24 protein-coding genes and 2 tRNA genes are annotated in these 26,387 nt (G+C 52.7%); 7 read left to right on the top strand and 19 right to left on the bottom strand.

The genetic code is table 11. The features are described from left to right. Positions 1 to 144: 144 nt before the first annotated feature. The 3 genes from J9253_RS04285 (at position 145) to J9253_RS04275 (ending at position 3,261) form a co-directional block, all read left to right on the top strand. The gene (locus J9253_RS04285; RefSeq protein WP_210223450.1) at positions 145 to 540 is read left to right on the top strand and encodes a DUF6858 family protein; all 396 of its coding nucleotides are present in this window, start codon (positions 145 to 147) and stop codon (positions 538 to 540) included. 1 nt (position 541) lies between these two features. Then, positions 542 to 1,516, top strand: a complete 975-nt coding sequence (locus J9253_RS04280) for an SLAC1 anion channel family protein (RefSeq protein ID WP_210223449.1) — start codon at positions 542 to 544, stop codon at positions 1,514 to 1,516. 77 nt (positions 1,517 to 1,593) lie between these two features. Continuing rightward, the gene (locus tag J9253_RS04275; protein WP_210223448.1) at positions 1,594 to 3,261 is read left to right on the top strand and encodes a glutamine--tRNA ligase/YqeY domain fusion protein; all 1,668 of its coding nucleotides are present in this window, start codon (positions 1,594 to 1,596) and stop codon (positions 3,259 to 3,261) included. 196 nt (positions 3,262 to 3,457) lie between these two features. On the opposite strand, the gene J9253_RS04270 is transcribed toward J9253_RS04275, so the two are convergent. Then, positions 3,458 to 4,351 (bottom strand): formylglycine-generating enzyme family protein, encoded by an 894-nt coding sequence (locus J9253_RS04270; protein ID WP_210223447.1) that lies wholly within the window; start codon positions 4,349 to 4,351, stop codon positions 3,458 to 3,460. After that, positions 4,348 to 4,797 (bottom strand): endonuclease domain-containing protein, encoded by a 450-nt coding sequence (locus tag J9253_RS04265; protein WP_210223446.1) that lies wholly within the window; start codon positions 4,795 to 4,797, stop codon positions 4,348 to 4,350. The genes J9253_RS04270 and J9253_RS04265 overlap by 4 nt, the downstream gene beginning before the upstream one ends. Positions 4,798 to 5,206: 409 nt before the next feature. On the opposite strand from J9253_RS04265, the gene J9253_RS04260 reads away from it, so the two are divergent. Next, on the top strand, positions 5,207 to 5,473 hold the full coding sequence (locus J9253_RS04260; RefSeq protein WP_210223445.1) for a BrnA antitoxin family protein: 267 nt from the start codon (positions 5,207 to 5,209) through the stop codon (positions 5,471 to 5,473). A gap of 38 nt (positions 5,474 to 5,511) precedes the next feature. Here the strand turns inward: J9253_RS04260 and J9253_RS04255 are convergent, their stop codons facing one another. The 6 genes from J9253_RS04255 to guaB form a co-directional block, all read right to left on the bottom strand. Continuing rightward, a complete protein-coding gene (locus J9253_RS04255) occupies positions 5,512 to 8,607 on the bottom strand; it encodes a formylglycine-generating enzyme family protein (RefSeq protein ID WP_210223444.1) in 3,096 nt (1,031 codons plus the stop codon). Continuing rightward, the gene (locus tag J9253_RS04250; RefSeq protein ID WP_210223443.1) at positions 8,608 to 9,573 is read right to left on the bottom strand and encodes an AAA family ATPase; all 966 of its coding nucleotides are present in this window, start codon (positions 9,571 to 9,573) and stop codon (positions 8,608 to 8,610) included. Next, on the bottom strand, positions 9,570 to 11,078 hold the full coding sequence (locus tag J9253_RS04245; RefSeq protein ID WP_210223442.1) for a trypsin-like peptidase domain-containing protein: 1,509 nt from the start codon (positions 11,076 to 11,078) through the stop codon (positions 9,570 to 9,572). The genes J9253_RS04250 and J9253_RS04245 overlap by 4 nt, the downstream gene beginning before the upstream one ends. Then, positions 11,078 to 11,401 carry a trypco2 family protein gene (locus J9253_RS04240; protein ID WP_210223441.1) on the bottom strand — a complete coding sequence of 108 codons (324 nt, stop codon included), beginning with the start codon at positions 11,399 to 11,401 and terminating at the stop codon, positions 11,078 to 11,080. Before J9253_RS04240 ends, J9253_RS04245 begins: the two co-directional genes overlap by 1 nt. Before the next feature lie 349 nt (positions 11,402 to 11,750). Further along, positions 11,751 to 13,328 carry a glutamine-hydrolyzing GMP synthase gene (gene guaA, locus J9253_RS04235; protein ID WP_210223440.1) on the bottom strand — a complete coding sequence of 526 codons (1,578 nt, stop codon included), beginning with the start codon at positions 13,326 to 13,328 and terminating at the stop codon, positions 11,751 to 11,753. A 57-nt stretch (positions 13,329 to 13,385) separates the two neighbouring features. Continuing rightward, positions 13,386 to 14,846 (bottom strand): IMP dehydrogenase, encoded by a 1,461-nt coding sequence (gene guaB / locus J9253_RS04230; protein WP_028488014.1) that lies wholly within the window; start codon positions 14,844 to 14,846, stop codon positions 13,386 to 13,388. A 146-nt stretch (positions 14,847 to 14,992) separates the two neighbouring features. Between guaB and J9253_RS04225 the strand changes: the two genes are divergently transcribed. Then, positions 14,993 to 15,376, top strand: coding sequence for a hypothetical protein (locus tag J9253_RS04225; protein ID WP_210223439.1), 384 nt, complete (start codon positions 14,993 to 14,995; stop codon positions 15,374 to 15,376). A gap of 67 nt (positions 15,377 to 15,443) precedes the next feature. After that, on the top strand, positions 15,444 to 16,646 hold the full coding sequence (xseA, locus tag J9253_RS04220) for an exodeoxyribonuclease VII large subunit (RefSeq protein ID WP_210223438.1): 1,203 nt from the start codon (positions 15,444 to 15,446) through the stop codon (positions 16,644 to 16,646). Here the strand turns inward: xseA and J9253_RS04215 are convergent. From J9253_RS04215 to J9253_RS04165, 11 genes are all read right to left on the bottom strand, one after another. Beyond that, positions 16,639 to 17,640 (bottom strand): hypothetical protein, encoded by a 1,002-nt coding sequence (locus J9253_RS04215; protein ID WP_210223437.1) that lies wholly within the window; start codon positions 17,638 to 17,640, stop codon positions 16,639 to 16,641. The genes xseA and J9253_RS04215 overlap by 8 nt on opposite strands. A gap of 30 nt (positions 17,641 to 17,670) precedes the next feature. Continuing rightward, a tRNA-Pro gene (locus J9253_RS04210) sits at positions 17,671 to 17,747 on the bottom strand. A 50-nt stretch (positions 17,748 to 17,797) separates the two neighbouring features. Beyond that, positions 17,798 to 18,178 (bottom strand): MerR family transcriptional regulator, encoded by a 381-nt coding sequence (locus J9253_RS04205; protein WP_028488011.1) that lies wholly within the window; start codon positions 18,176 to 18,178, stop codon positions 17,798 to 17,800. Then, on the bottom strand, positions 18,156 to 18,464 hold the full coding sequence (locus J9253_RS04200; RefSeq protein ID WP_028488010.1) for an integration host factor subunit alpha: 309 nt from the start codon (positions 18,462 to 18,464) through the stop codon (positions 18,156 to 18,158). Before J9253_RS04200 ends, J9253_RS04205 begins: the two co-directional genes overlap by 23 nt. Positions 18,465 to 18,479: 15 nt before the next feature. After that, positions 18,480 to 20,867 carry a phenylalanine--tRNA ligase subunit beta gene (gene pheT / locus J9253_RS04195; protein ID WP_210223436.1) on the bottom strand — a complete coding sequence of 796 codons (2,388 nt, stop codon included), beginning with the start codon at positions 20,865 to 20,867 and terminating at the stop codon, positions 18,480 to 18,482. Positions 20,868 to 20,880: 13 nt separating this feature from the next. Then, the gene (gene pheS, locus J9253_RS04190; protein ID WP_028488008.1) at positions 20,881 to 21,900 is read right to left on the bottom strand and encodes a phenylalanine--tRNA ligase subunit alpha; all 1,020 of its coding nucleotides are present in this window, start codon (positions 21,898 to 21,900) and stop codon (positions 20,881 to 20,883) included. A 116-nt stretch (positions 21,901 to 22,016) separates the two neighbouring features. After that, positions 22,017 to 22,376, bottom strand: coding sequence for a 50S ribosomal protein L20 (rplT, locus tag J9253_RS04185; protein ID WP_028488007.1), 360 nt, complete (start codon positions 22,374 to 22,376; stop codon positions 22,017 to 22,019). A gap of 17 nt (positions 22,377 to 22,393) precedes the next feature. Further along, positions 22,394 to 22,594, bottom strand: a complete 201-nt coding sequence (gene rpmI / locus J9253_RS04180; RefSeq protein ID WP_028488006.1) for a 50S ribosomal protein L35 — start codon at positions 22,592 to 22,594, stop codon at positions 22,394 to 22,396. 85 nt (positions 22,595 to 22,679) lie between these two features. Further along, the gene (gene infC / locus J9253_RS04175) at positions 22,680 to 23,207 is read right to left on the bottom strand and encodes a translation initiation factor IF-3 (RefSeq protein ID WP_038140393.1); all 528 of its coding nucleotides are present in this window, start codon (positions 23,205 to 23,207) and stop codon (positions 22,680 to 22,682) included. Between the two features lie 4 nt (positions 23,208 to 23,211). Next, positions 23,212 to 25,140 carry a threonine--tRNA ligase gene (gene thrS / locus J9253_RS04170; RefSeq protein ID WP_210223435.1) on the bottom strand — a complete coding sequence of 643 codons (1,929 nt, stop codon included), beginning with the start codon at positions 25,138 to 25,140 and terminating at the stop codon, positions 23,212 to 23,214. A gap of 50 nt (positions 25,141 to 25,190) precedes the next feature. Further along, positions 25,191 to 25,267, bottom strand: a tRNA-Val gene (locus J9253_RS04165). Between the two features lie 100 nt (positions 25,268 to 25,367). Between J9253_RS04165 and J9253_RS04160 the strand changes: the two genes are divergently transcribed. Then, positions 25,368 to 26,369, top strand: coding sequence for a GDP-D-glucose phosphorylase 1 family protein (locus tag J9253_RS04160; RefSeq protein WP_210223434.1), 1,002 nt, complete (start codon positions 25,368 to 25,370; stop codon positions 26,367 to 26,369). Positions 26,370 to 26,387: the final 18 nt, after the last annotated feature.

Below are 26,387 nucleotides of genomic sequence, written 5' to 3'. Positions count from 1 at the left end.
ACATTGAACTCATCTTACTCAAGCCCGCTTACCCAAAGCGGGCTTTTTTAATACTTGACTACTTTACTTTGTTATTTCTCAATGCTTTACCCTCTGACAATCTTTATACTTTTACCTTACGTTATGAACCTTTAGGAAGTACCTATGAAACAGACCATGCTAATGGAAAAATACCCGATCTACACGTTGGAAATCGGTAAAGACGAAATTGCCCACAAGACGATGGATGCCATTCTGGACTACTTCCTCGCCAAGATTGATGCGCACCCGATTGCTCAACGTATCGCCCTGTTTGACCATTACGCCCACACCAAAGCACTGGGTGACAAGGGTGAAATCAACCCTGAGATTCTGGATGCCCGTGATGTGGTCTTCTGCTTCGGTCAGAAACTGCCAACCCCACAAATGCTGGCTATCCGCCCGCGTTCCATCGGTGTGGCAGAAATGGCTGACAAATTCGTGATCAGCTTTTTGGAAACACCCATGCCGCACGCTAACGAAGCGATGGAAGCCTGGGTCAAAGGGCTGGCTGCTGTCTAAGATGGAAAACACACTGGCACAACCGCAAAGCCGTCTGGCTTTTTTCCCCGTCTCGTTCTTTTCAGTCATCATGGGCTTGTCTGGTTTAACCATTGCGTGGGAAAAAGCCCAGCATGTGTTCAACGTGGATTTAGGCATTAATGTGTGGCTGGTGACATTCACTGCCAGCGTCTTTGGTCTGTTGTTGTTGCTTTACCTTGGCAAGGTTGTGCGTCACCCGCAAAGCGTTACTCAGGAATTGTCACACCCGGTCAAACTCAGCTTTTTCCCGACGATTTCAATCAGTTTGCTGCTGCTTGCGACCGCCTTGCAGGGGTTGAACGTCAGTTTTGTCTTGCCGGTGTGGGCAGCCGGGGCGCTGTTGCATCTGGTTTTTACGCTGTATGTGGTGAATAAATGGATGCACCATGCCCATTTCCAGATTCAACACATTAACCCGGCGTGGTTCATCCCGGCGGTTGGTAATGTGGTCGTGCCGATCACTGGCGTGACCTTGGGTTATGTCGATGTATCGTGGTTTTTCTTCAGCGTCGGCATGTTCTTTTGGCTGATTCTGATGACGCTGGTGTTTAACCGCATGATCTTCCATCAGGCGATTGATGCGTTTTTGCTGCCGAGCCTGTTTATTTTGATTGCGCCCCCTGCCGTCGGCTTTATTGCTTATATGCGGCTGGAAAATGAGCTGGATGCGTTTGCGCGGGTGCTGTATTTCTTTGGGCTGTTCCTGACGATGCTGTTGTTCAGCCAGTTCGGGCGCTTTGCCAAATTGAAGTTTGGCCTGCCGTGGTGGGCGTATTCGTTCCCTTTGTCAGCCATCACCATTGCCAGTTTTGTGATGTATGAAAAGTCGCACGTAGTCGCGTACCAGTGGATAGCCAGTGGTTTATTGGTGTTGCTGACGGTATTGGTGACGTTGTTGGTGGTATTAACGCTCAGGGCAGTTTTCCGCAACGATGTTTGCAAGCTGGGGCATTAACATTCAGGGGATGCTGGACATCAGCGGTGCTTAATAGTCTAATTCCTGCATTGCAATAATTGACAAGAACTACCCCCATGAGCGAAGAAACCAGCAAACCCCTTAATTTTATCGAGCGTATCGTCAAGGAAGACCTCGCTAGCGGCAAAACCCCCGCCATTCGGACGCGGTTCCCCCCCGAGCCGAATGGCTATTTGCACATTGGCCATGCCAAATCCATCTGGCTGAACTTCGGTCTGGCACAGAAATTCGGCGGCAAGTGCAACCTGCGGATGGATGACACCAACCCCGAAAAGGAAGACGAGGAATACGTCGAGTCCATCAAGGCTGACGTGCAATGGCTGGGCTACCAATGGGATGGCGAGGTGCATTACGCCTCCGATTATTTCGAGCAGTTGTATGACTGGGCGGTGCACCTGATCGAAGCGGGCAAGGCGTTTGTGTGCGACCTAAACGCCGAAGAGATGCGCACATACCGGGGCAACCTGACCGAAGCGGGCAAAGATAGCCCGTTCCGCACCCGTTCCATTGAGGAAAACCTTGATCTGTTTGCGCGGATGCGTGCCGGGGAATTTGCCGATGGCAGCCGTACCTTGCGTGTCAAAATCGACATGGCATCGCCCAATATCAACCTGCGTGACCCGGTGATTTACCGCATCAAACGCGCTACCCATCACCAGACCGGCGACAAATGGTGCATTTACCCGTCCTACGACTACGCACACGGGCAAGGCGACGCGCTGGAAGGTATTACACACTCGGTGTGTACGCTGGAATTTGAAGTACATCGCCCACTGTACGACTGGTTTATCAATAACCTGCCTGTCCCCGCGCAACCGCACCAGTACGAATTTTCACGCCTCAACGTCAATTACACCATCACCAGCAAGCGCAAGCTCAAGCAACTGGTGGATGAAAAGCACGTTGACGGCTGGAATGACCCACGTATGCCCACCGTGTCGGGGATGCGCCGCCGGGGTTACACCCCCAAAGCCATCAACGACTTCTGCGAAATGGCAGGCGTGACCAAGGTCGAAGGCGTGGTCGATGTGGGAATGCTGGAATTCGCCATCCGCGAAGACCTGAACGAGATTTCGCCGCGTGCCATGTGTGTGTTGCGCCCGCTCAAAGTCACCCTGACCAATTACCCGGAAGACCAAGTGGAAACCATGACTGCGCCGGTACACCCGCAGCATGAGGAAATGGGCACGCGTGAAATGCCGTTCTGCCGCGAGGTTTTCATTGATCAGGACGACTTCCTCGAAGAAGCCAACAAGCAATTCAAGCGACTGGTCTTGGGCAAACGGGTACGCCTGCGTAACAGCTACGTGATCGAAGCCGACGAAGCCATCAAGGACGCTGACGGCAATATCATCGAAATTCGCGCCCGCGTGATCGAAGGCACGGTCGGTAACAACCCGGAAGATGGCGTGAAACCGAAAGGCGTGATCCATTGGGTATCAGCGCGTGACAATGTGGACTGCGAAGTACGCTTGTATGACCGCCTGTTCAACGACCCAGCACCGGATGCGGGCGGCAAGAACTTCCTCGATTCCATCAACCCCGGCAGTCTGGAAATCCTCAGCGGCTGCAAGGGCGAGATTGGGTTAGCGCAAGCGACGTTGGAAGACCGTTATCAGTTTGAACGCGAAGGGTATTTTGTGTTGGATTCCAAGTACTCCACCGCCGAGAAGCCGGTGTTTAACCGGGTGATTGGGTTGAAGGATACTTGGGAGAAGAAGTAGAAGCCTCTCATCTCCTACGCCCCCTCTCCCGGCCTTCGGTGATGACTTGCTTGAAATTGCTTAGGCCGTAGGGGATTTTCATCGGGTGCTCGTGAGGTTACGCGTTTATGGAGGGAGTTTAGCACAAGGCCGCTCCCGGCACTGCCACGGTCTGGCGCGGCTTCCCGCCACGCCTGCCCGCGTCAGAGCCGTCCGCTCACTTTTTCCCTTGGGGCGCACCGCGCCCTGCGGCTCCGCCGCCCTGCTGGGCTGGCTGTAGCTCAAGACCTAGGGCAAGCCGGAAGCCAATGCCGTTGTCACGGTAAGCGGGATCGTCCCTGAGACGGATGGCAGAACGCACGCCCCCGCCGATGCTGTCCCACGAACCGCCGCGAACGACGCGCTCAACGCCTGCTTTATCGCCTCCGGCGATACCCTCCGGGTCTATAACCGGCGAAGCCGTTAATTTTTCTTGCCACACATCCTGACACCATTCCCACACGTTACCGTGCATTTGGTATAAGCCCCAAGCGTTGCAGGGGTAGGTTTTTACGTCAACCGTTGATTTTTTAGCTTTATCATCATAGCCAGACTCGCTCCATTTGCCCGAATAATTTACTTTGTCCAGCGTCAATTCTTCGCCGAAGTTGAACGGGGTTTGAGTTCCGGCGCGGCAGGCGTATTCCCATTCAGCTTCCCATGGCAGGCGCACGCTTAAATCGGGGTGGATTTGGTTGAGTTTGTCGAGGAAGGTTTGGGTATCGTCCCAGCTTACTTGTTCGACAGGACGGTTATCGCCTTTGAAGCTGCTGGGGTTTGCACCCATGATGGTTTGCCACAAGACTTGGGTGACAGTGGTTTCGGCGAGCCAGAAGCCTTTGCTGAGGGTGACATGGTGCAAAGTTTCATCTTCCCAACGACCTTCTTCAGCGCCTTCTTCTCCACTCCCGTCGGGTGAACCCATCTGGAAAGTGCCGGGTGGAATCCAGCGGAAGGCGTGGCGCACGTCTTGGTAGGTGAAGGCTTGCCATAGGCCATAGCGGTCTTCGCCCCAGTCGGATGCCCAAGCGTAGGGGAAGGTGGGTGGGGAGAGGTGGTTGCGGTAGGTCATGAGAAGACCCTCACCCCAACCCCTCTCCCAGAGGTAGAGGGGCTAAGAGAAGATGTGGATTCTTGCTCCCCCTCTACCTCCGGGAGAGGGGGCTGGGGGGTGAGGGTCTTCAACACTAGGTGGATTTTATCTAAAACGCTTGGCATGGATTCTTCGATTTCAGTATTCCAGAAACGCAGAACTCGGAAGTTCTGCGCAGTAAGAAATTGGGTACGGATTTGGTCATATTCTGCCTGATCAGCTTCTACATGGTGGATACCATCCAATTCCACAATGAGCTTTTCCGTCCGGCAGACAAAATCCACAATGTAGTGACCGATAGCATACTGGCGATGAAACTTGTAACCATCCAATTGGCGATTCCGCAATTGCTGCCATAAACATTGCTCTGCCGGTGTTTGCTGTTGCCGAAGCAGACGGGATTTCTCACGGTTTGTTGTCGTCATGGCCTTCTACTTCTTAGCCCCTCTACCTCCGGGAGAGGGGTTGGGGTGAGGGTCTTCGGTCATGCGGTGAGCGTTCACGGGGCATCCACCCCATTACTAGCGCACCGCTGACCTTGCTTTTTGCTTACGGCGAACCGCAAGGCAGGATGACGATCTGTTATTACGGATGGCAAAACGCACATTTATCACCCAGTGTTATCATACCGCCAAGGCGGCTTCCATTGCCACTTGCACCAGCGTATTATGTAACTACACTTTTGTAAGGATTAAGTGATGGAGTATCACTTCAGTTGGCGTGATGCCAAAGCAGAAATCAATCTGCGCAAGCATCATGTTGATTTTGAAGACGAAGTAACCCACATTCACATTATATCAGCGCGAAAAGCCACCAAACACGAGAGGAAGTTTTATGAAAACCGAGGCAGATAAGGAATGGGAACATCTGGTGAATATGCCAGATGAGGACATCGACTTTAGCGACATCCCCAAAACAACAGCGGAGATGTGGAAAAATGCCGAAGTTGGCAAGTTTTATCGCCCTGTGAAGAAGCAGGTTACGGTTAGGATTGATGCTGATATTTTGGCGTGGTTGCAAGCTGATGGGGCTGGGTATCAGACGCGGCTGAACCAATTGTTGCGAGAGGCAATGCTGCAATCTCTAAAAAAGGCAGCCTAATTTAAAAAAAACGGCTCAGATAATGAAAAACTTGTGCTTCATTTTTTCTTCCTGAATAAATTCGTCAAGCCTTTAACTACTTCGCCAAAACGCTCTGCTGGGGTGGGTTGGTCTATGTCATCCACACTCAGCCCCCCTTGTGGACGCTGGCTTTCCAGCCATTCATTCATTTCTTTACTGGAAAGCACATCATGGGTCGGCACCGCCAAACCGCCGCTCCCGACGCTGCCACGGTCTGCCGTGTCGCCCGCGCCACGTCTGCCCGCGTCCCCGTCGTCCGCTCTTTCCTGTGTTACGGCTCCGCCGCCCTGCTGGTCTGGCCTGAGCTCAAGACCTAGGGCAAGCCGGAAGCCAACGTCGTGGCCACGGCCAGCGGGATCGTACCTGCCACGGATGGCAGAACGCACGTCCCCGCCGCTGCCGTCCCACGAACCGCCGCGAACGACGCGCTCAACGCCCGCTTCAAGACCCTCCGGGTCTACTGTCGGCTCCGCCGACATTTCCTGTTGCCACCAATCCTGACACCATTCCCACACGTTGCCGTGCATTTCATACAAACCCCACAGATTGGCTGGAAGGGATTTGACGGGAACGGTCTTCTGTCTATATAGACCTTTTTTGCCGTTGGCGTAGGGATAATTTCCGTCGTAATTCACCTGTTCTGGGGTGATATTATCGCCGAAGGAAAATACGCTGGAAGTTCCCGCACGGCAGGCGTACTCCCATTGCGCATCCGTCGGCAAACGGGCATCCAGTCCGGGAATAAGCGCTTGAAGTTGGGTAAGGAATTTTTGTGTGTCTTCCCAATTGACTTGTTCGACTGGGTGATTAGCACCGTCCACGTAAATGGATTTGCCGTCTATTGTGACCGCTCCGTTGAAGTGGCTGGGGTTATTGCCCATGACCGCTTGCCACAAGGCTTGGGTAACGGTGGCGTCTGCCAGCCAGAAGCCTTGGGTTAGGGTAACTTGATGTTGGGTTTCTGTACCTTTTAGTGATTCATGGGGTTCACGCTCTGCTTCGTCTGGTAGGGAACCCATGAGGAAGGAGCCGGGTTCGATCCAGCGGAAGCGCTGGGTAATCCCTTTTATGTTGAGATCGGCGTAGAGACCATACTCATCAAACCCAACACCCTCATTAGCATTGCATACCCATTGACCAGCAAACCCATTACCAGAACGTGAATATTCACCTGCCCCCCAAAAGAATCGGTAAGACTTGCCTGCGAACGGCATCACCGCTTCCAAACCTGTCGGGGTGCGGATAATGTCAGATGCCCAACTGGGTTTGGCCAACGGCGTTATCACCAGCTTTTCCAAACCCGTATCCAGCGTTACCGCCTGACCTTGCAGATGATAAATTCTCACCCCCTGCCCCACGTCTTGTAACCGGAACCGAGAAGCCTGTTCTGCCTGAATCATTAGCGTGTCATGACGCATTTCAAACTCAGCCAAACGCGCCCATGTGACTAAAGCCGTCGGTTCAAGATTGGTTTCCCGAACTTCTAAATATTCACCCCGCTGTATCAACCCATAACGCCTTGGCTCGACCCGCTGCCGCACTACCGCCAACACTGCATCCGCGTCATATGCGGCTGGTACCTCCCCGCCATCACGCAACTGCTCATGGTATGCCAACCCCTGCAAGGCATTAGCGTAACTATCGCGATAAAATGCCTTATCCGCAGCATCTTTACCCAACCGCTGCAAATGCCGCTGCGCAAACTGCGCCATCCCCTCATGCCCGCCCTGCCCCGCAAAACTGCGCGTAAACCGCACCATGAATTGCTCTGCCCACGCGGCCTCTTCCAACGCAAACGCGGTCAGCGGTTTGGTATTTAACACCGTTTCCGCCCACACTGCCGGAAACTGCCCGATATGCTGCTGGCGAATCAGTGCCAACACCTGCCGCTGCAAACTGACTGGCTCTTGCCGGAATAGTGCCTGATACGCCGCCCGCTTTTCTGCTCGCAAGGTCATCGCGGTATAGCCCCACACCACATCCGAGTGCAGATACACCGCTGCTTCCACGCCACTATCCGCCTGAATCGCAGGCAAACACCCCAAAATAGCCCGCAACAATTCCGGCTCAACATGCACCGCTACCGACAACAAACCCAACACCCGCTGCACATGGCTGGCATGTTCTTGCTGTTGTGAATTAGGCTTTTGCGGCTGAAAACGACTCAGCTTCCCCCACGGTATTTGATCCAGCACTGCTGTAAAAGGCGCGTATTGCTGTGCAGGTGACACCGGGCTTAACACCAGCGGGCGGATGCCTTGCCGCGCTAATTGCTGGGCAAAGCGCAACCAACCTTGGCACACTACACTGCCTTGCGCACTGAGTTGACCCAGATCGCTGATCACCAGCACCACACTGGGGGCTTTCAAGGGTTGCCACGCTTTCACGGCTTGTTGCTGATCAAACCAATCGTAATAACGCCCACCCGGCTGATCTTCCAATACGCGAATGTCCAAACCATTTTTGCCCTGTTTACGGGTGAGCAAATCACACAAATCATGCGCATCTTGCCAAAACGGTAACAGGCGTTTATTCAAATCCAGCAATACATACACCCGTCCAGCGGGTAACACTTTTGAACGACGCGGGATACGCTGCAAGGCTTGCAAGCGGGCAACTTGCTGCACCAATCGGGGAACATCCAGCTTTTGCCCCAAGGGGTAGGTCAAGGCTTGGCGCAAAAAAGGCACTAACCGCTGTTGCGGCACAAGTGGCTGATGCGCTAGCGGCTCGCCCTGTTCAAGCGGGCGTAAATCTGCTGCTGACAGCGGCTCGACACCGCGTAAACAATCGGGTAAATCATCGTCCGGGGTATCAGGATCAGCGTATTGTTCGCGGTGTTTGAGGGCATAGAACGCTTCGGGTGGGCGCGTTATTGCAGCGGGTTCGTCATCTTTCCCTAGTTGCGGATGCAGCGCCTCATCATCTTGTGAATCAGGCTTGGAATCGCTCTTACCTCCGCCACCAATAGCAATCTTGAGGTTTACGTCAGCTTGCGGCTCTAACCATTCATAGCCCAGTATCTGTGCTGCCAGTTGTTTGTCAGCGGGCGTATGACAACGCCGCATCCAGCGTAACAGGTCAGCACGGCTGGTCTGGCTGGTGGGCTGCATTCAGATTGCTTTCCTGAGTACAAAATCACGAATATCGTCGAGCAATGACTGCTGGTATGCAGTACGCGCCTCATTTTGCAGACCGACATCCGTCATTTCGTGCAACGCGGTCAGCAGATCGAGGTATTCCGCCAAACCTGCTTTCACCATGCCATGTTTCTCGGCTTCATCACGGTCTTTTTTGAGTTCTTGGGCAGCGTAACGTTTGATGGCCTGGCTACATTGCGCATTGCTGACATGCACATCGGCACGTTCGATCAACCAATCTTCAAAACGGTTTTCTTCCACTTTCAGGGATAACACCAAACAACGCCGCAAGAATGCGGGCGGCAATTCGCGTTCGTCATTGGTGGTAATGATCACTAATGGCGGCTGTTGCTGCGGCTCACTGCCAACCGTTTCACCTAGCATGGGGACTTCAAAGCCACCGTTACCCAACACTTCCAATAAGCTATTGGGGAGCGAAGGTTCGGCTTTGTCGATTTCATCAATCAGCAATACGATGCCCTTGTCCAAACTTCCATCGTCGGAGACTTGTGGGAGATAAACTTTGTGGCGGCAATCGTTGTACTGTTTGGCGGCACTGTTCCAACCGAATGCCCACCACAATACACCGGGGTTGAGATAGTGCGCGGGATTTAATCCACTCCCTTTACCACCGGATTGGGCATCATTCAACCGAGCCACAGGGTCGTAACGCCACAGCAAATCTTGCCCTTCGGTATTGATATTGATGACTTCGGCGACAAACTTGCGCTCCAACTTGGCAGCAGCAGCGCGAGCCAGATAGCTTTTGCCCATACCGGGTTCGCCTTTCACCAACAATGGGCGACGGGTTGCCAACGCCATTTCCAGCGCAAACGCAGAAGGCTTATCCAACAGGTAATTGCCACCTTGCCATGAACCACAGGTTTTGAAGTCGATGATGTCGCCGGGGTGGAAGGTTTTTAGGGTTGAGGTTGTCATGCGCTATACCCGTGTTGTTGCAGGATGGTAAACAGATCTTCCATTTTGGCACTCAAAGCCAGTTCCAATTTCAAAGTTGCATCCATATCCACTTCGCCGTAATGAATAATGGGCAAATCGGGCAAACAGTCACCTGCATTCAATGCCTGACAATAAGACAGATTGCTCAAGGGATTACCTGTCAATGCGTCATCGCTACGATTCAACTCAAAACGATGTAACTGGTTCAAATTCCTATTCTGACGTTGCTTGATTTTCTCATTCAGCTTCCATAGTTCAATGGCATTGACCACCTTGGGTGCATCCTTGCCATTAACCCCCTTGAAAATGATCTTGGTAGCCTCATTTTTGAAATCATCTTGTTCCCAACCTATTTCACGAGTAAAAACAGAGGCATCTATCGAATACCTTCCTTTCAACTCACCATCCTCAGCCGTCGTAAAATCAGGGTTAGTCTCATACAGCGGGGCAAGATGAAGCTCGGAAGCCATTTTTGAATAGACCGACAACTTGATGTAACTTTGTCGGGCAACCAAGCTGGTAGAGGCCATCAGGCTGGCAAACAGGCAAAACAATGTTCGGACATTTTCCAAGGTATCCTTGCTGATATCCTGCTTAAGAACACTGGAACTGGTTTGCAACAGCCAATCAAACAACGCCAAACAATCCTTGTCGAAAAGCGCAAACAGTTTTTCATACACACTATCCGGCGTAATGTTTGGCTGCGGTATCGGTAATTTTGCCGCCAACGCCTGAAATAGCTTGCCCTGCCTCATGTCACACAGCAATTCGAGAATTTGCTGTTTTTGTCCATCAAAAAATTGCTGGATGGCGACGGCGTTATCATCCAACCCTACCGCCTGACGAAAACCCAAATCCTTGTCTGCCAACAAATAAGGAATAGAAACCGCCTGTAACTGCTTTTCCATCCATAAGTTATGCACGGTGATCACAGCCTGTAGCTGCCCACTCTCCAGACTGAACACAGGTGCACCTGACATCCCGCCCCACCCAGTATCAACCAACTCTTTCGGAACTTGATCTCGACCGTAAGTATCTGCCAACGTGAGATTGAAAGTCGGATCACTCAAATCAACCCCAAACTCACCCGTGGCATCTTTGAGTTGAGACTGGTTAATTTTGGGGTAGCCCGCACTCTCCCAACGCTTACAACTAGCCACCTTGCTTACCGCCAGTTTCGGTAAATCCAGAAGATGCGCCTTTAGCAAATCAGGCATAACACACGCCAACACAGCTACATCATGCTTAGCCCAAATCACATCCGTCATTTGTGCCTTACATGGAGAGTTTTCCTTGGATAGTTTTGTCCATTCCAACTGAATAGGCTGACTCTTATCCCGCTCCGCAAACTCAACGACATGATGAGCGGTAAGAATCAGGCCATCAGCAATAACATATCCAGTTCCCGTCCTTTCCCGCTGCTTCCCATGTTTATCCTGATCAGTCCGAAATACGGTGATTTTGACGATCGGGTAAGGGTTCATTAGCTATCGCCACCCACCTGAGCCAACGGTGACTTGCCATCTACGGCTGGTTTACTGGTATCCACAACTTTCAATGTGAGCTTGATCTTTTGGGTGACAGCATCCTTGTACTCGCCACTGGCTTTGGTATCCGCATCCAATACCCAAAACCTGACTTTCCCACCTGCCTCACCTGCCACTTTTTTTTCAACGACGGTTTGCAGTTCCACTTCCACATTATCAATATTAAAACGTAAGTCATGCCCATCACCTTCGCGCTTGGCAAGGTTCAATTCTCCTCGTAATGCTTCCAGCACTGCTGCCAGTTCAAGTTTCTGCCCCATCTTCATTTCTCCAGCCCGTAAAAATTATTTTTATTTATAACGGCTGAACAAAGGATGCGCAAGCAATAATAACTTGAAGTTGACACTACTCACCGTCAAGGCAAGGCGATGAATACCTAAGGAGCGTGCACGAAACAACTTCCCAAAGAGGGCGTATGCAATACGCCCCTACAAAGACCATCCGCTGTAGGGGCGTATTGCATACGCCCTCTTCACGGTTGCGCCGAGTCAGGGATGTTGTTCGTGCATGTTCCTAACCATCATCGCCTTCCGCTACCACTACGACTAACACTCACCGTCTCTTACTCCCCCTCTACCTCCGGGAGAGGGGGCTGGGGGGTGAGGGTCTTCACTCCCACTCAATCGTAGCCGGTGGCTTCCCTGAAATATCATAAACCACCCGAGAAACCCCGCGTATTTCATTGATAATTCGACGAGAAAGCAGATCCAGCAACTCATAAGGCAAATGCGCCCAACGCGCCGTCATGAAGTCAATCGTCTCCACCGCCCGCAACGCAATCACGTAATCATAACGGCGACCATCGCCCGTCACACCTACCGACTTCACCGGCAAAAACACCGCAAATGCCTGCGAAGTCTTGTCATACAAGTCATGCTTGCGCAATTCTTCGATGAAGATGTGGTCAGCCAGACGCAGCAAATCCGCGTATTCCTTCTTCACTTCGCCCAGAATCCGCACACCCAAACCGGGGCCGGGGAACGGGTGGCGATACACCATTTCTGGCGGCAAACCGAGCTCCACACCCATCACGCGCACTTCGTCCTTGAACAATTCGCGTAACGGCTCGACCAGCCCCAGCTTCATGTTTTCCGGCAAGCCACCCACGTTATGGTGCGACTTGATCAAATGCGCCTTGCCGGTTTTCGCGCCCGCTGACTCGATCACATCCGGGTAAATCGTGCCTTGCGCCAACCATTTCGCATTGGTCAGTTTGGAAGACTCCTCATCGAAAATATCAATGAACAACCCGCCAATGATTTTGCGCTTCTTCTCCGGGTCAGTGACGCCCGCAAGGGCTGACAGGAAACGCTCCTCCGCATCCACACGGATGACTTTCACGCCCATGTGTTCGGCGAACATGGCCATCACCTGATCGCCTTCGCGGTAACGCAACAGGCCGGTATCCACGAACACGCAGGTCAATTGCGTACCAATCGCCTTGTGCAATAACGCCGCAACCACCGACGAATCCACCCCGCCAGACAAGCCTAGCACCACCTCATCCGAGCCGACTTTTTCGCGCACCAGACGGATATTTTCGTCGATGATATTCGCCGTCGTCCACAAACCTGCGCAGCCGCAAATGCCCTGCACAAAACGTTGCAAAATGCGCTTGCCTTGCTTGGTATGGGTCACTTCCGGGTGGAATTGCAGCGCGTAGAAATGCCGTGACTCATCCGCCATCCCCGCAATCGGCGCGGAATCGGTGCTCGCCATCAGCGTAAAACCGTCCGGCAACGTGATAACTTTATCGCCGTGCGACATCCACACGTCCAGCAAGCCAAAGCCATCCGGGGAAACGTGGTCTTCGATTTCGCGCAATAATTCGGTGTGACCCCGCGCCCGCACTTGCGCGTAGCCAAATTCACAGTGGTCAGAGGTTTCCACCGTGCCACCGAGTTGCACCGCCATGGTTTGCATCCCGTAGCAAATGCCCAGCACCGGCACGCCCAGCGTGAACACATTATCCGGGGCTTTCGGCGACTCATTGCCCGTCACAGACTCAGGGCCACCGGAAAGGATAATCCCCTTAGCACCGAAGTCGGCGACGGCTTGCGCCTCCACATCCCACGGGTAAATTTCGCAGTAGACGCCCACTTCGCGCACCCGCCGCGCAATCAACTGGGTATATTGCGAACCGAAATCAAGGATCAATACACGATCCGCATGAATATTCTGTGTCATAAAAACTCTCTTGCTCCCCTCGCCCCTTGAGGGAGAGGGGTTGGGGGTGAGGGGTACTTACACCCGGTAGTTTGGCGATTCTTTGGTAATGGCCACGTCATGGACATGGGATTCACGCATACCTGCGCTGGAAATACGCACGAATTGCGGCTTGGTGCGCATTTCTTCCATATCCTTGCAGCCCACATAACCCATGCTGGAACGTACCCCACCCATCATCTGGTGGATAATCGGTGCCAGTGGACCTTTGTAAGGCACACGGCCTTCGATACCTTCCGGCACCAATTTGTCAGCAGCGTTTTCAGAGCCGTCCTGGAAGTAACGGTCGCTGGAACCTTTCGCCATCGCGCCCAAAGACCCCATGCCACGGTAAGATTTGTAAGAACGCCCTTGGAACAATTCCACTTCGCCCGGCGCTTCTTCCGTGCCCGCGAACATGCCGCCCAACATCACGGTATGCGCACCCGCTGCCAAGGCTTTGGCAATGTCGCCGGAATAACGGATACCGCCGTCAGCGATCAAGGGTACACCCGTGCCTTCCAGCGCTTTCGAGACGTTCATGACCGCAGAGATTTGCGGCACGCCTACGCCCGCGACGATACGGGTCGTGCAAATAGAACCGGGGCCGATGCCGACTTTCACCGCATCCGCACCCGCTGCAACCAGCGCCAACGCTGCTTCACCCGTGGCAATATTGCCGCCAATGACTTGCACTTGTGGGAAGTTTTGCTTTACCCATGACACGCGATCCAAGACGCCTTGGGAATGCCCGTGCGCGGTATCGACGATGATCACGTCCACGCCTGCCTCGACCAGCGCACGTACCCGGTCTTCTGTGCCATAGCCTACACCGACGGCTGCACCGACCAGCAATTGACCTTGGTCATCCTTACAGGCATTCGGGAAATCGGTGGATTTCTGGATGTCTTTTACCGTGATCAAGCCACGTAACTGGAATTTGTCATTGATCACCAGCACTTTTTCAATACGGTGCGTGTGCAGCAATTTGCGGATTTGCCCTTTGCTTGCACCCTCTTCCACCGTCACCAAACGCTCTTTCGGCGTCATGATCGTGCTGACAGGCTCATCCAGCTTGGTTTCAAAGCGCAGGTCACGTCCGGTAACGATACCAACCAAATCTTCACCAATCACCACTGGAACGCCAGAAATATTGTTGGCACGGGTCAAAGCCAACACGTCACGGATGGTAGCATCAGGTCCAACGGTTATCGGGTTTTTGATAATGCCACTTTCGTATTTTTTTACGGTACGCACCTGGTCAGCTTGCGCCTGAATGCTCATGTTTTTATGGAGGATGCCCATCCCCCCTTCCTGGGCGAGTGCAATCGCCAAACGGGCTTCTGTTACCGTATCCATCGCTGCCGATAGCAAGGGGATATTCAAGGTAATCTCGCGAGTCAGGGGAGTCCGCAAATTGGCATCAGCGGGCAAAACGGTGGAATGGGCTGGAATCAAGAGAACGTCGTCGAAGGTAAGAGCTTCCTGAAGGATACGCATGGGGCTTATGTCCATCTGTGAGAAAGAAGCACCTCATTATAGAGTTTGACCTTGAGTCGGTAAACTGCTATCAATACCCCTCAGAGTAATTCAAGCAATTTGATTTATCTCATTGACGTAATCTAGGAGAGGAGGAACCTATTTTGATGAACTTAAAAACACTGTTTGCTGTTACAGCACTGTCCCTAATGACTGCTACTGCTATCGCTGCTGATGACAAAAAAGCAGATAAAGCACCAAAAGAAGACAAAGTTGAACTGAAAGCCAAGGTCGATGCTGACGTCAAAGCGGCTATTGAAGCGGCTGGCACTGCAAATACTGCTGCCAAAAAAGCCGGATTTGAATGGTATTGGGACGATGCAACGGCTTCCGAACATCTGGACGCTGCCATCAAGGCAGCGAACGATGGCAAGAAAGATGATGCCATGAAAATCGCCAAAGCCGTTGAAATTGCTGGCACGCAAGGTTTGGAACAAGCTGAGAAAGCCAAAAATGCTGGCCCTGTCGCAGCACCAGAAGCGAAAAGCTAAATACTTTTCACAAAGCCAGTTCAAAAAAAGCCGGGCAATGTCTCGGCTTTTTTTATACAGTGATGTTATGCAAACAGAACGTATCATCCTCAGTATTTCCCAACTCAACGCCGAAGTTGGCCAGTTGCTCTCGCAAGGCTTCCCTGCCTTGTGGGTGGAAGGCGAAATCTCCAACTTTATCCGTGCCTCGTCTGGTCATTTATACTTCAGCCTGAAAGATGCCAGTGCCCAAGTGCGTTGCGCCATGTTCAAGGGACGCGCCTCAACCTTAAAGCTTGCCCCCAAAAATGGCCTGAAAGTATTGGTACGCGGCAAAGTCGGCCTTTACGAACCACGCGGCGAATACCAGTTCATCATCGAGCATATGGAAGATACCGGGGTGGGCGTATTACAACGCCAGTTCGAGGCACTTAAACGCCAATTACACGCGCAAGGTCTATTTTCCAGCGAACACAAACAGCCACTCCCCGCCTTCCCACGCTGTATTGGGGTTATTACCTCGCCTACTGGTGCGGCGATCCGCGACATCCTCAATGTACTGAAACGCCGTTGCCCACAAATTCCCGTGATGATTTACCCGGTGCTAGTACAAGGCGAAGGCTCCAAGGAACAGATTGTTAACGCCATTCGCCAGGCTGACCGCGAGCAACGTTGCGATGTACTGATTTTGACGCGCGGCGGCGGTTCGATCGAAGACCTGTGGTCGTTTAATGAGGAAGTGGTGGCTCATGCCATCCACGCTTGTTCTTTGCCGATCATCAGCGGGGTCGGGCATGAAATCGACTTCACCATTGCCGATTTCGTCGCCGATCTTCGCGCCCCTACCCCATCAGCAGCAGCGGAATTGGTCAGCCCGGATATGGCGGCGCTGCAAACCCATACTCAACGGCTATTCTCCCAATTACAGCGCAACCAGCAACGCCGTTTACAACTCGCGGGCGAACACCTGCGTCGCTTACGGCAGCGCCTTGAAAACCAGCGTCCTACCAATCGCTTACAACAAAAAGTTCAACGGCTGGATGAACTGGAGATGCGTTTGCAAGCGGCTATCCAACGTTACTTTGGGCGGCGACATGACAAGCTGCAAATTCAGGCGGGAAAACTTCATGCACTCAGCCCACTTGCGGTGCTGGAGCGGGGTTACGGCATTACCCGCATGGCAGAGTCTGGGCAAGTGGTACGCAATACCAACACCTTACGGCTGGGCGAAACGGTTATCACCCAAATCAAGGATGGCCGTTTCGAGAGCATTGTCACCAGCGTCAGATAAGCTGATCCCAATTCGCAGCACGGGTTTGCCAGAATTTCCAGGCGGGTGATGCTTGGCAATGCAGCAAACGCCCGTCGCAAGCACTAATGCTGATGTCGAACTTACCCGATTTCATGCCCACCAGTGCTGGGGCAAACCAGTGCGTTTCCAGCTCGGCGAGGGCTTGTTCCCAATGGTGCAGATCGTCAGTAACGCTGGGGATGTGCAAGTCTTCAAGGATGATCGCGTAGTTGCCTGCGTCGACCTGACAGTCAGCGAACGTGGTGACGGGGTGATACGGGGTGTTAGTGGCTGAAGCCATGACTTCGGCGGTTGTGCTTGAGCCGAGAAATCCCCCCCAGCCTCCCTTTTGCCAAGAGGGAAGTGAAGAACTGGATGCCCCCCACAGCCACAGGGCGTTGACGGCGGGGATTTCACTGGTGTGCAGCAGCATCTGGATTTCATTCAGCAAGCGATGCCAGTAGCGTTTGTCGCCTTGGGGTAGTAGCGCGAAAATGCTTTGTCCGAGGGCTTGCGAGAGCGGCACAGTGCACAAGGGTGTTGTGCCCTGCACCCTTTCACCTAGCAAATACCAGCGTTGCGGGTGTTTTGCCACCAGTTGCAGACCATCTTCTGCCAGATGGCTGTTCAGCAAGGTCAGCAAGGTTGCCATTTCCTGCTCAGTGAGGTGCGGCAAGCTAGGTTGCATGACCACGCTATCCTGCCCACTTTTTAACAATACCGGGTCAGCACACAGCAAGGCTTGCGGTGGTGGCACGCCAAAGTCGAGTAAGTAGCGGCAATAGGCAAAAGGAAGTTCGGTATCAGCGGGATGTCCGGCTTGGTGGAACAAGGTATTTTCTAGCCCTTGCACAGGCAAGGTCTCGACAGTGGCACCAGCACACAAACGCAACAAGTTTTCAGCGACAGGCTGAAAGGCAAAATCTTTACGCCAGAGTGCGAGCGGCTGAAATAAACCGGGTAGGAAGAAATGAATGTGGGACTTGTTTGGCAAAACCAATAACATTGATTTGAAAAGAATAGTTGGTCGGGACGATAGGATTCGAACCTACGACCCCCACACCCCCAGTGTGGTGCGCTACCAGGCTGCGCTACGCCCCGACCGAAGGGATGAGAGCATACCGTAATCGTCTGGTAAGCTCAAGCTTAAATCAGCATTTAAGGATATACAAAATACGTTCCAGCTCTTCTACCAAAGGTGCAACGTCGTGTCCGTTGACCACAATAGGCTCCAATGGCAATACTGCTGCTGGTGGTGTATGCACCTCGTCCAGCAATTTCTGACGCGCACCACTGATGGTATAACCCTGTTCATACAACAAGGCGCGAATCTGACGAATCAGCAACACATCTTCACGCTGATAATAACGGCGGTTACCCCGCCGTTTCATCGGCTTGAGGGAAGGAAACTCCTGTTCCCAATAGCGCAATACGTGCGTTTTCACGCCGCACAAGTCGCTGACCTCACCAATGGTGAAGTAGCGCTTGCTCGGAATGGGTGGCAATTGGCTATTGGGCGTTGTTGCTTCCATATTCCTCTACCCGTTGCTTAAGCTTTTGCCCCGGACGGAAAGTAACCACACGTCGTGCTGTTACCGGAATTTCCTCGCCCGTTTTGGGGTTACGCCCTGGACGCTGGGTTTTATCACGCAACATAAAATTACCAAACCCAGATAATTTTACGTTCTTGCCTGTTTCTAAGGCATCACGGACTTCTTCAAAAAACATCTCGACCAAATCCTTGGCTTCGCGCTTATTCAAGCCCAATTCTTCAAACAGATGTTCAACCATGTCTGCTTTGGTTAATGTTGTTGTCATGCACTTTCTCCCTGTTTAACGCAAAATTGCGCCGACTTCTTCCTGAAGCGAGGCAACCACTGCGTCGACGATCCGATTGATTTCTGCGTCCTCAAGCGTGCGCGAAAAGTCTTGCAAAATCAAGCTTAAAGCTACGCTTTTTTGACCTTCCTGTATGCCTTTACCCGTGTAGACATCGAATAAATAATAAGACATTAGTTGTGGAATTGCTGCTTTTTTCACAGCATTTTCCAAAGCAACCGCTAACGTATCTTCCCTGACCAACAAGGCCAGATCACGACGAATTGCTGGGAATTTGGAAACCGCCTGATACTTTGGCAGCGCCCGCTGCATCAACAGCGCCATATCCAGTTCAAACAGGTAAGTCGGTTGTTCCAGACCAAGCTGTTCCTCGATCCGGGGATGCAACATACCCATCCAGCCAACCACCGCATTATCCGTCATGATTTCCGCTGACTGACCGGGGTGCAATGCCGCATGGGCAACCGGGGCAAAATGGAAGCGCGAGCCGCTCACTTGTGCCAGCAAGGTTTCCACATCCCCTTTCAAGTCGTAAAAATCGACGGATCGGTTCACCTGTCCCCACTGTTCCGGGTAAAGATTTCCGGTCAATACCCCAGAAAGCATGGTTTTTTGCTGCGGCTTGCCGTCTTCGCCTTGGAAAAACGCTGGGCCGATCTCAAACAAACGCACCCGGTTTTGCTGGCGGTTCAGGTTATAAGCCACCGAACGCAATAAACCTGACCACAGCGTGCTGCGCATGACGCCCAAATCGGCTGAAATCGGGTTAGCCAACGCAATGCTCTCGGTGGTTGGTGCCAGCGTCGCTTCCATTTTGGGGTCAACGAAACTGAAGGTCACTGCTTCCTGATAACCACGCGCCACCAATAACTGCCGCAAATGTTCACGCTTGACAGCCGTTTCGCTGGGCTGGGTAATGCGCGGCGCACGCGGACGCAATTCCGCCGGGATCGCATCGTAACCACGTACCCGCGCCAACTCTTCGATCAAATCTTCTTCGATATTCAAATCGAAACGTGCCAAAGGTGCTTGCACCTGCCAACCGGCATCACTCTGGCTGAATTCGCAGTTCAGACGTGCCAGCACGCCTTCGACTGTTGCTGCATCCATCGTCACACCGAGTACGCGGCGGATGCGTTGCGGGCGCAGCAAAATGGCTTTGCGTTGCAGCAAGCTGGGGGCTGCAAGGGTATCCACCACGGTTCCCACTTCCCCACCACAGATGTCCACGATCAGTTGGGTAGCACGTTCCATCGCCTTGACCGGCATATCCGGGTCGACACCACGCTCGAAACGGGCAGCAGAATCGGTTTGCAGGCCATAGCTACGTGCCTTGCCCATGATTTTGTGCGGGCGAAAATGAGCGCTTTCCAGAAATACATTACGGGTAGCATCCGTCACCGAGGTTGGCTCGCCGCCCATAATGCCTGCCATTGCTACGGCTTTGTCAGCATCGGCAATCACCAGCGTGTCGTCACGCAAGGTGGCGGTTTGTCCATCGAGCATTTTCAGGGTTTCGCCAGCTTTGGCGTAGCGCACCACAATGCCGGATTGCAGCGTATCGAGGTCGAAAGCGTGCATCGGCTGACCGAGTTCCAGCAACACGTAGTTGGTCACATCCACCGTCGCGGAAATGCTACGGATACCCGCGCGGCGCAGCTTTTCCTGCATCCAGATCGGCGTGGTAGCTTGCGGGTTGATATTGCGGATAATGCGCCCGACGTAACGTGGGCAAGCATCTGTTGCCTGCAAATCAACCGGGAAGGTATCGGTATGTTGGGGCGTCTGTGCGGGGATTTCCGGCACGTTCAATGGCACATCCATCACCAGCGCGGTTTCACGCGCCACGCCGATCATGCTCATGCAATCGCCACGATTGGCGGTGATGGCCAGTTCGATGACTTCATCGTTGAGCTTGAGGTAATCGCGGATGTCCGCACCGACAGGCGCATCTTCCGGCAATTCCAGCAAGCCATCGGACTTGTCAGACATGCCCAGTTCGGTGGAAGAACACAACATGCCGAAGGATTCTATCCCACGCAGCTTGCCCTTTTTGATCTTCAGATCCGCACCGTCGGGTAATGGCAGCACTGCGCCGATTAATGCCAACGGCACTTTCAGGCCAGCCCGTACATTGCTAGCACCACAAACGATTTGCAGGATTTCGCCCTGCCCGCCATCCACTTTGCACACGCTCAGCTTGTCGGCGTCGGGGTGTTTTTCACGCTCCAGCACATGGCCAACCACGATGCTGGTAAAAGCGGTCGCTACCGGGTCGCGGGATTCCACTTCACAGCCAGACATGGTGAGTTTGTCGGCAATGGCATCCAGCGTCTGCGGCGTATTAATCCACTCACGCAGCCATTTTTCACTGACTTTCATAAGGTTACTCCGTTCAGCCGAATTGCTTTAAGAAACGCACGTCGTTATCAAACATCACGCGTAAGTCATTGATCTCATAGCGCAGCATCGCCAGGCGTTCAACACCGAAACCGAAGGCGAAGCCTGTGTATTTTTCGCTGTCGATGCCGACGTTTTTCAGCACATTGGGGTGAACCATGCCGCAGCCCATGACTTCCAACCAACCTGTGCCTTTGCACACCCGGCAACCTGCACCACCGCAATGCACGCACTGGATGTCAGTTTCCGCCGAAGGTTCGGTGAACGGGAAGAACGTCGCCCGGAAACGGGTCGGCAATTCATCCACTTCAAAGAATGCTTTGAAGAAGGCTTCGAGAATGCCCTTCAAGTCAGCAAAGGTCACATCTTCATCGACCATCAAGCCTTCCACCTGATGGAACATGGGGCTGTGGGTCATATCCGAGTCACAACGGTAAACCCGACCCGGCGAGATAATACGCAGCGGTGGCGGGTTGTTTTCCATGTAACGGACTTGCACGGATGAGGTATGCGTGCGTAACAGCAAACCACTGTCCATGTAAAAAGTGTCGTGCATCGCACGCGCCGGATGCGACTCCGGGATATTCAAGGCGGTAAAGTTGTGAAAATCGTCTTCAATTTCCGGGCCTTCTGCCTGACTGAAACCCAATTGTGCGAAAATCTCGCTAATGCGTTGAATGGTCAGGGTAACGGGGTGAAGGCTGCCGGTATCCATGCGTCGCCCCGGCAAAGTCACGTCGACTTTTTCGGCTTGCAAACGGGCATTCAAAGCTTCAGCTTGCAGACTTTGCTTGCGGTCATCCAGTGCCAGCGTCAGGGCTTGTTTGGCCGTGTTGATCTCAGCACCCGCTGCTTTGCGCTCTTCATGCGGTAACTTACCCAGTTGCTTGAGTTGCTCGGTCAACAAACCTGTCTTGCCTAGATACTGCACACGCACCTGATCCAACGCGGCGAGGCTGACGGCTTGCGAAATCTGCTCATGGGCTTGGCCCATCAGTTCCAGCAAACTTTGCACGACGATTTCCTTTATTTGTGGGGTTATCGGTAAAAAGCAAAAGGCGGGGAAAGGTAAAAAACCTTCCCCGCCTTGCTCACCCGCTTACGGGTATTTTCAGCGCATCTTAATGCAGCTTAAGCAGTCAGGGCAGCTTTTGCCTTTTCTGCAACTGCACCAAACGCAGCGATGTCATGGACGGCCAAATCAGCCAGAACCTTACGGTCAAGACTAATGTTAGCTTTCTTCAGACCATTCATCATGCGGCTGTAAGACAGACCGAACAGACGAGCACCGGCATTGATACGCACGATCCACAGAGCGCGGAATTGGCGTTTCTTTTGACGGCGGTCACGGAATGCATATTGGCCAGCCTTGATGACTGCCTGATGCGCAACCCGATAGACCCGGCTGCGGGCACCGTAGTAGCCTTTTGCCAGCTTGAGGATTTTCTTGTGACGGGCATGTGCCGTTACACCACGTTTAACTCTTGCCATGTTTCAAATCCTCCTGATTATGCGTAGGGCAACATTTTTTGCACATTAGCGTGATCCGCAGCCACAACAAAGTTGTCGCCTGAACGCAAATGACGCTTACGCTTGGTGGATTTCTTGGTCAAGATATGACGCAGGTGTGACTGCTTGCGTTTAAACAAGCCACTGCCGCTCTTCTTGAAACGTTTGGCCGCAGCACGGCTACTTTTCATCTTAGGCATCTTGGTCTCCTTTTCATAAGGTAGATAAAACATCCTGCAAGAGTGCCTTGCCTTAACAGGATGGTGTTCCGGTGTTGTATTAAAACTAAACCACCGGTTTCTTTTTCGCGCCGAGCATCATGACCATTTGACGGCCTTCGAGACGTGGGAACTGTTCGACAACCGCCAGTTCTTCCAGCTCTTTCTCAACGCGCTTGAGGACATCCATCCCCAGCTCTTTGTGGGCCATTTCACGACCTTTGAAGCGCAGGGTGACTTTAACTTTATCGCCCTCTTCCAGAAACTCTTTGAGCTTACGCAGTTTGATCTGGTAATCGCCTTCATCCGTCGCCGGACGCATCTTGATTTCCTTGACCTGCACTTGTTTCTGGTTCTTACGGGCTATTGCGGCTTTTTTGCTTTCATCGAAACGGAATTTGCCGTAATCCATAATGCGGCAAACCGGCGGCTTCGCATTGGGTACGATTTCCACCAGATCGAGTTCAGCTTCAAAAGCCATTTCCATTGCATCACGCAAGGAAACGACACCGTGATTTTCACCTTCCGCATCAATCAGACGAATCTTAGGTACATTGATGTCGTCATTAATACGATGTTCTTTTTCGAGAGCGATAAGTTTAATCCTCAGATAGTAATAAGCGCCGCGATGCAATTTCGGCCGTCAGACGTTGTTGGACTTCCACCAATGGGAAGGTTCCCAAGTCTTTACCGGAACGTGTGCGCATAGCTACAGATTGTGTTTCCACTTCGCGATCCCCAACTACCAACAGGTACGGGACACGCTGCATAGTGTGTTCACGGATTTTAAAGCCAATTTTTTCATTTCTCAAGTCTGCTACGGCGCGGATACCCGCTTGCTGTAGCTGCTTGACTGTATCTTGCACGAAATCAGCCTGTTTGTCAGTGATATTCATCAAGACAGCTTGCACTGGTGATAACCACAGCGGGAATTTGCCTTCGTAATGCTCAATGAGGATGCCAGTAAAGCGTTCCAGTGAGCCAAACAAAGCGCGATGCAACATAACCGGACGTTTACGGGTATTGTCTTCCGCCACGTAGGTCAGGTCAAAACGCTCGGGCAAACTCATGTCAACCTGCAAAGTACCACACTGCCAGTCACGCCCGATGGCATCACGTAATACAAATTCCAGCTTGGGGCCGTAGAACGCGCCTTCGCCCGGAAACAGTGTGTATGGCAAGGCCATGCTTTCCAGCGCATCACCGAGTGCGTGTTCGAGAATATCCCAACTTTCATCCGAACCGATGCGGTTCTCTGGGCGGGTAGACAGTTTGATGTGGACATTTTCAAAGCCAAATTCTTTGTAAATGTCGAGCACCAGCGCCACTACGTCTTTGCACTCTTGCGCCATCTGGCCTTCGGTGCAGAAGATATGGGCATCATCTTGGGTGAAATGGCGCACACGCATCAGGCCGTGCAACGCACCGGAGGGTTCGTAACGGTGTACCTTGCCAAATTCAGCCATACGCAGCGGTAGATCGCGGTAACTTTTCAAGCCCTGTGAAAACATCAACATGCCACCGGGGCAGTTCATGGGTTTCAGGGCGAAAACGCGCTCGTCTTCGGTGGTCGTGGTGAACATATTGTCACGGTAATTGAACCAGTGACCGGAGGTTTCCCACAGGCTGCGATCCATCACGTCCGGGGTGTTGACCTCGACGTAACCAGCGCGTTGCTGACGTTGGCGCATGTAACCAATCAGTTCCTGGAATAATGCCCAGCCTTTTGGATGCCAAAATACTGCACCGGGCGCTTGTTCGTCGAAATGGAACATATCCAATTGACGACCCAGTTTGCGGTGGTCGCGCTTTTCAGCCTCTTCCAACATGGTCAGATAAGCTTGTAGCTCTTTCTTGTTAGGCCATGCGGTGCCGTAAATGCGTTGCAGCATTTCATTTTTGGAATTGCCGCGCCAGTAAGCGCCCGCAACTTTCATCACCTTGACAGAGGGAATTTTGCCAGTGCTGGGGACGTGTGGCCCACGGCACAGGTCGATGAAATCGCCTTGGCGGTAGAGTGACAGCGTTTGGTCGGCGGGAATGCTTTCGATGATTTCCGCTTTGTATTTTTCACCCATGTTCAGGAAGAAGCTGATGGCTTCGTCGCGTGACAGGGTGCTGCGCTCGACCGGGATGTCCTGTTTGATCAGATCTTGCATCCGCGCATCAATCGCCACTAAATCTTCAGGCGCGAAGGGGCGTGAGGAAGCAAAGTCGTAATAGAAACCGTTTTCGATCGTCGGACCGATGGTGACTTGCACATCCGGGAACAGTTGTTTCACGGCTTGTGCCATCAGATGCGCAGAGGAATGTCGGATAACATCCAAGCCTTCGGCATCTTTCACGGTAATAATACTGAGGGAAGCATCTTGGGCAATTATGTGGCTGGCATCAACCAATTCGCCATCAACTTTTCCTGCAAGCGTAGCTTTAGCAAGACCTGCGCCGATGTCGGCAGCAACTGCTAGTACAGATAAAGGGGCTTCGTAGGAACGTTGACTTCCGTCAGGGAGGGTAATAACTGGCATATTGTGCTCCAGTGGTGACCTATACGAGGGATCACATGGTTATATAAAAGTGGTAGGCGTAATTGGACTCGAACCAACGACCCCCACCATGTCAAGGTGGTGCTCTAACCAACTGAGCTATACGCCTGTCGCTGAAGGAGGCAGATTATAGCGATAATCTAGGGTAAAGCAAGATTTTTTTGCGAAGAAAGGGCTGTTACACTATAAAAAACCTGCAAGGATCTTTCATGTTCATCGCCCCTGACCTCCTCAGTTTCAAAACCCACTTCGCCACTGGCCTGAAAAACATGCTCACCACCGATGGCTTGGGTGCTCTCATTCTGGTACTTGCCAACAGTATGCAAGACCCGGAGTTGTTTGAACTACTACAGGACGACCTGCGCCGTAACTTCGACGAACTGCAAGACCGGCAAGCCACTGGCCCAGAAGACGATCTTTCGGTCTTCACTGCCCTTACCACCACGGGCATCCAACAGTTTTCCGGGTGGGAACATCACGCCCTTGAACCTTGGGAGTTAGTGGTAAACCCACTACGTTCGTTGCGCCCGGCGCGGGTTTCCAGTGAGGTTTTCAAGGACATTCACCAGCCGTTTGCCCCGGACAAATTCCACTTCAACAAACCATTCCTGCGCCCGGAAATCTTGTGGGAAGGTGACTGGCATGGCTCGCCACTACGAGTGTTGTACAACAAGTTTCCGTTCGCACCCTGGCATTTGCTGGTCGTGCCCGAACCGGCGCAAACACTGCCGCAATTCCTGAGCCAGACGCACCACGCCCGCATGATGACGCTGGTTGCCGAACAAGCCAGCGTGCTGCCGGGGCTGGGCATGGCGTTCAACAGCCTTGGCGCTTACGCTTCGATCAATCAGTTGCATTTTCAGGGCTTTGTGCGCGAAACACGCCTCCCGGTGGAATTACCGCGCTGGCAACACCGTGGTGGGGACGAAGCCTACCCGCTGGAATGCTGGCATACCGCTTCGACGCAGGATGCATGGCAAATGATCGAGTCCCTGCACCAAGCCAAGCAGCCGTATAACCTGCTGTATCGGGCGGATGGCTGCTATATCCTACCGCGCAAAGGTCAAGGCAGGGTGGAACTGCCAAACTGGGCGCAAGGCATTGCCTGGCATGAAGCCTGCGGGGTTTTCACCTTGGCTGAGCGGCACATGCTGGAGGGAACAGGCGCTGAAATTTCCCAACAATTGGGCAAACTTCACCATCAAGGCTAAGCATTACCCTTGAAATCA

It is taken from the genome of Thiothrix litoralis, from assembly GCF_017901135.1.
Classification (GTDB): Bacteria; Pseudomonadota; Gammaproteobacteria; order Thiotrichales; family Thiotrichaceae; genus Thiothrix; species Thiothrix litoralis.
This window is presented reverse-complemented; position numbering and strand designations above follow the sequence as displayed.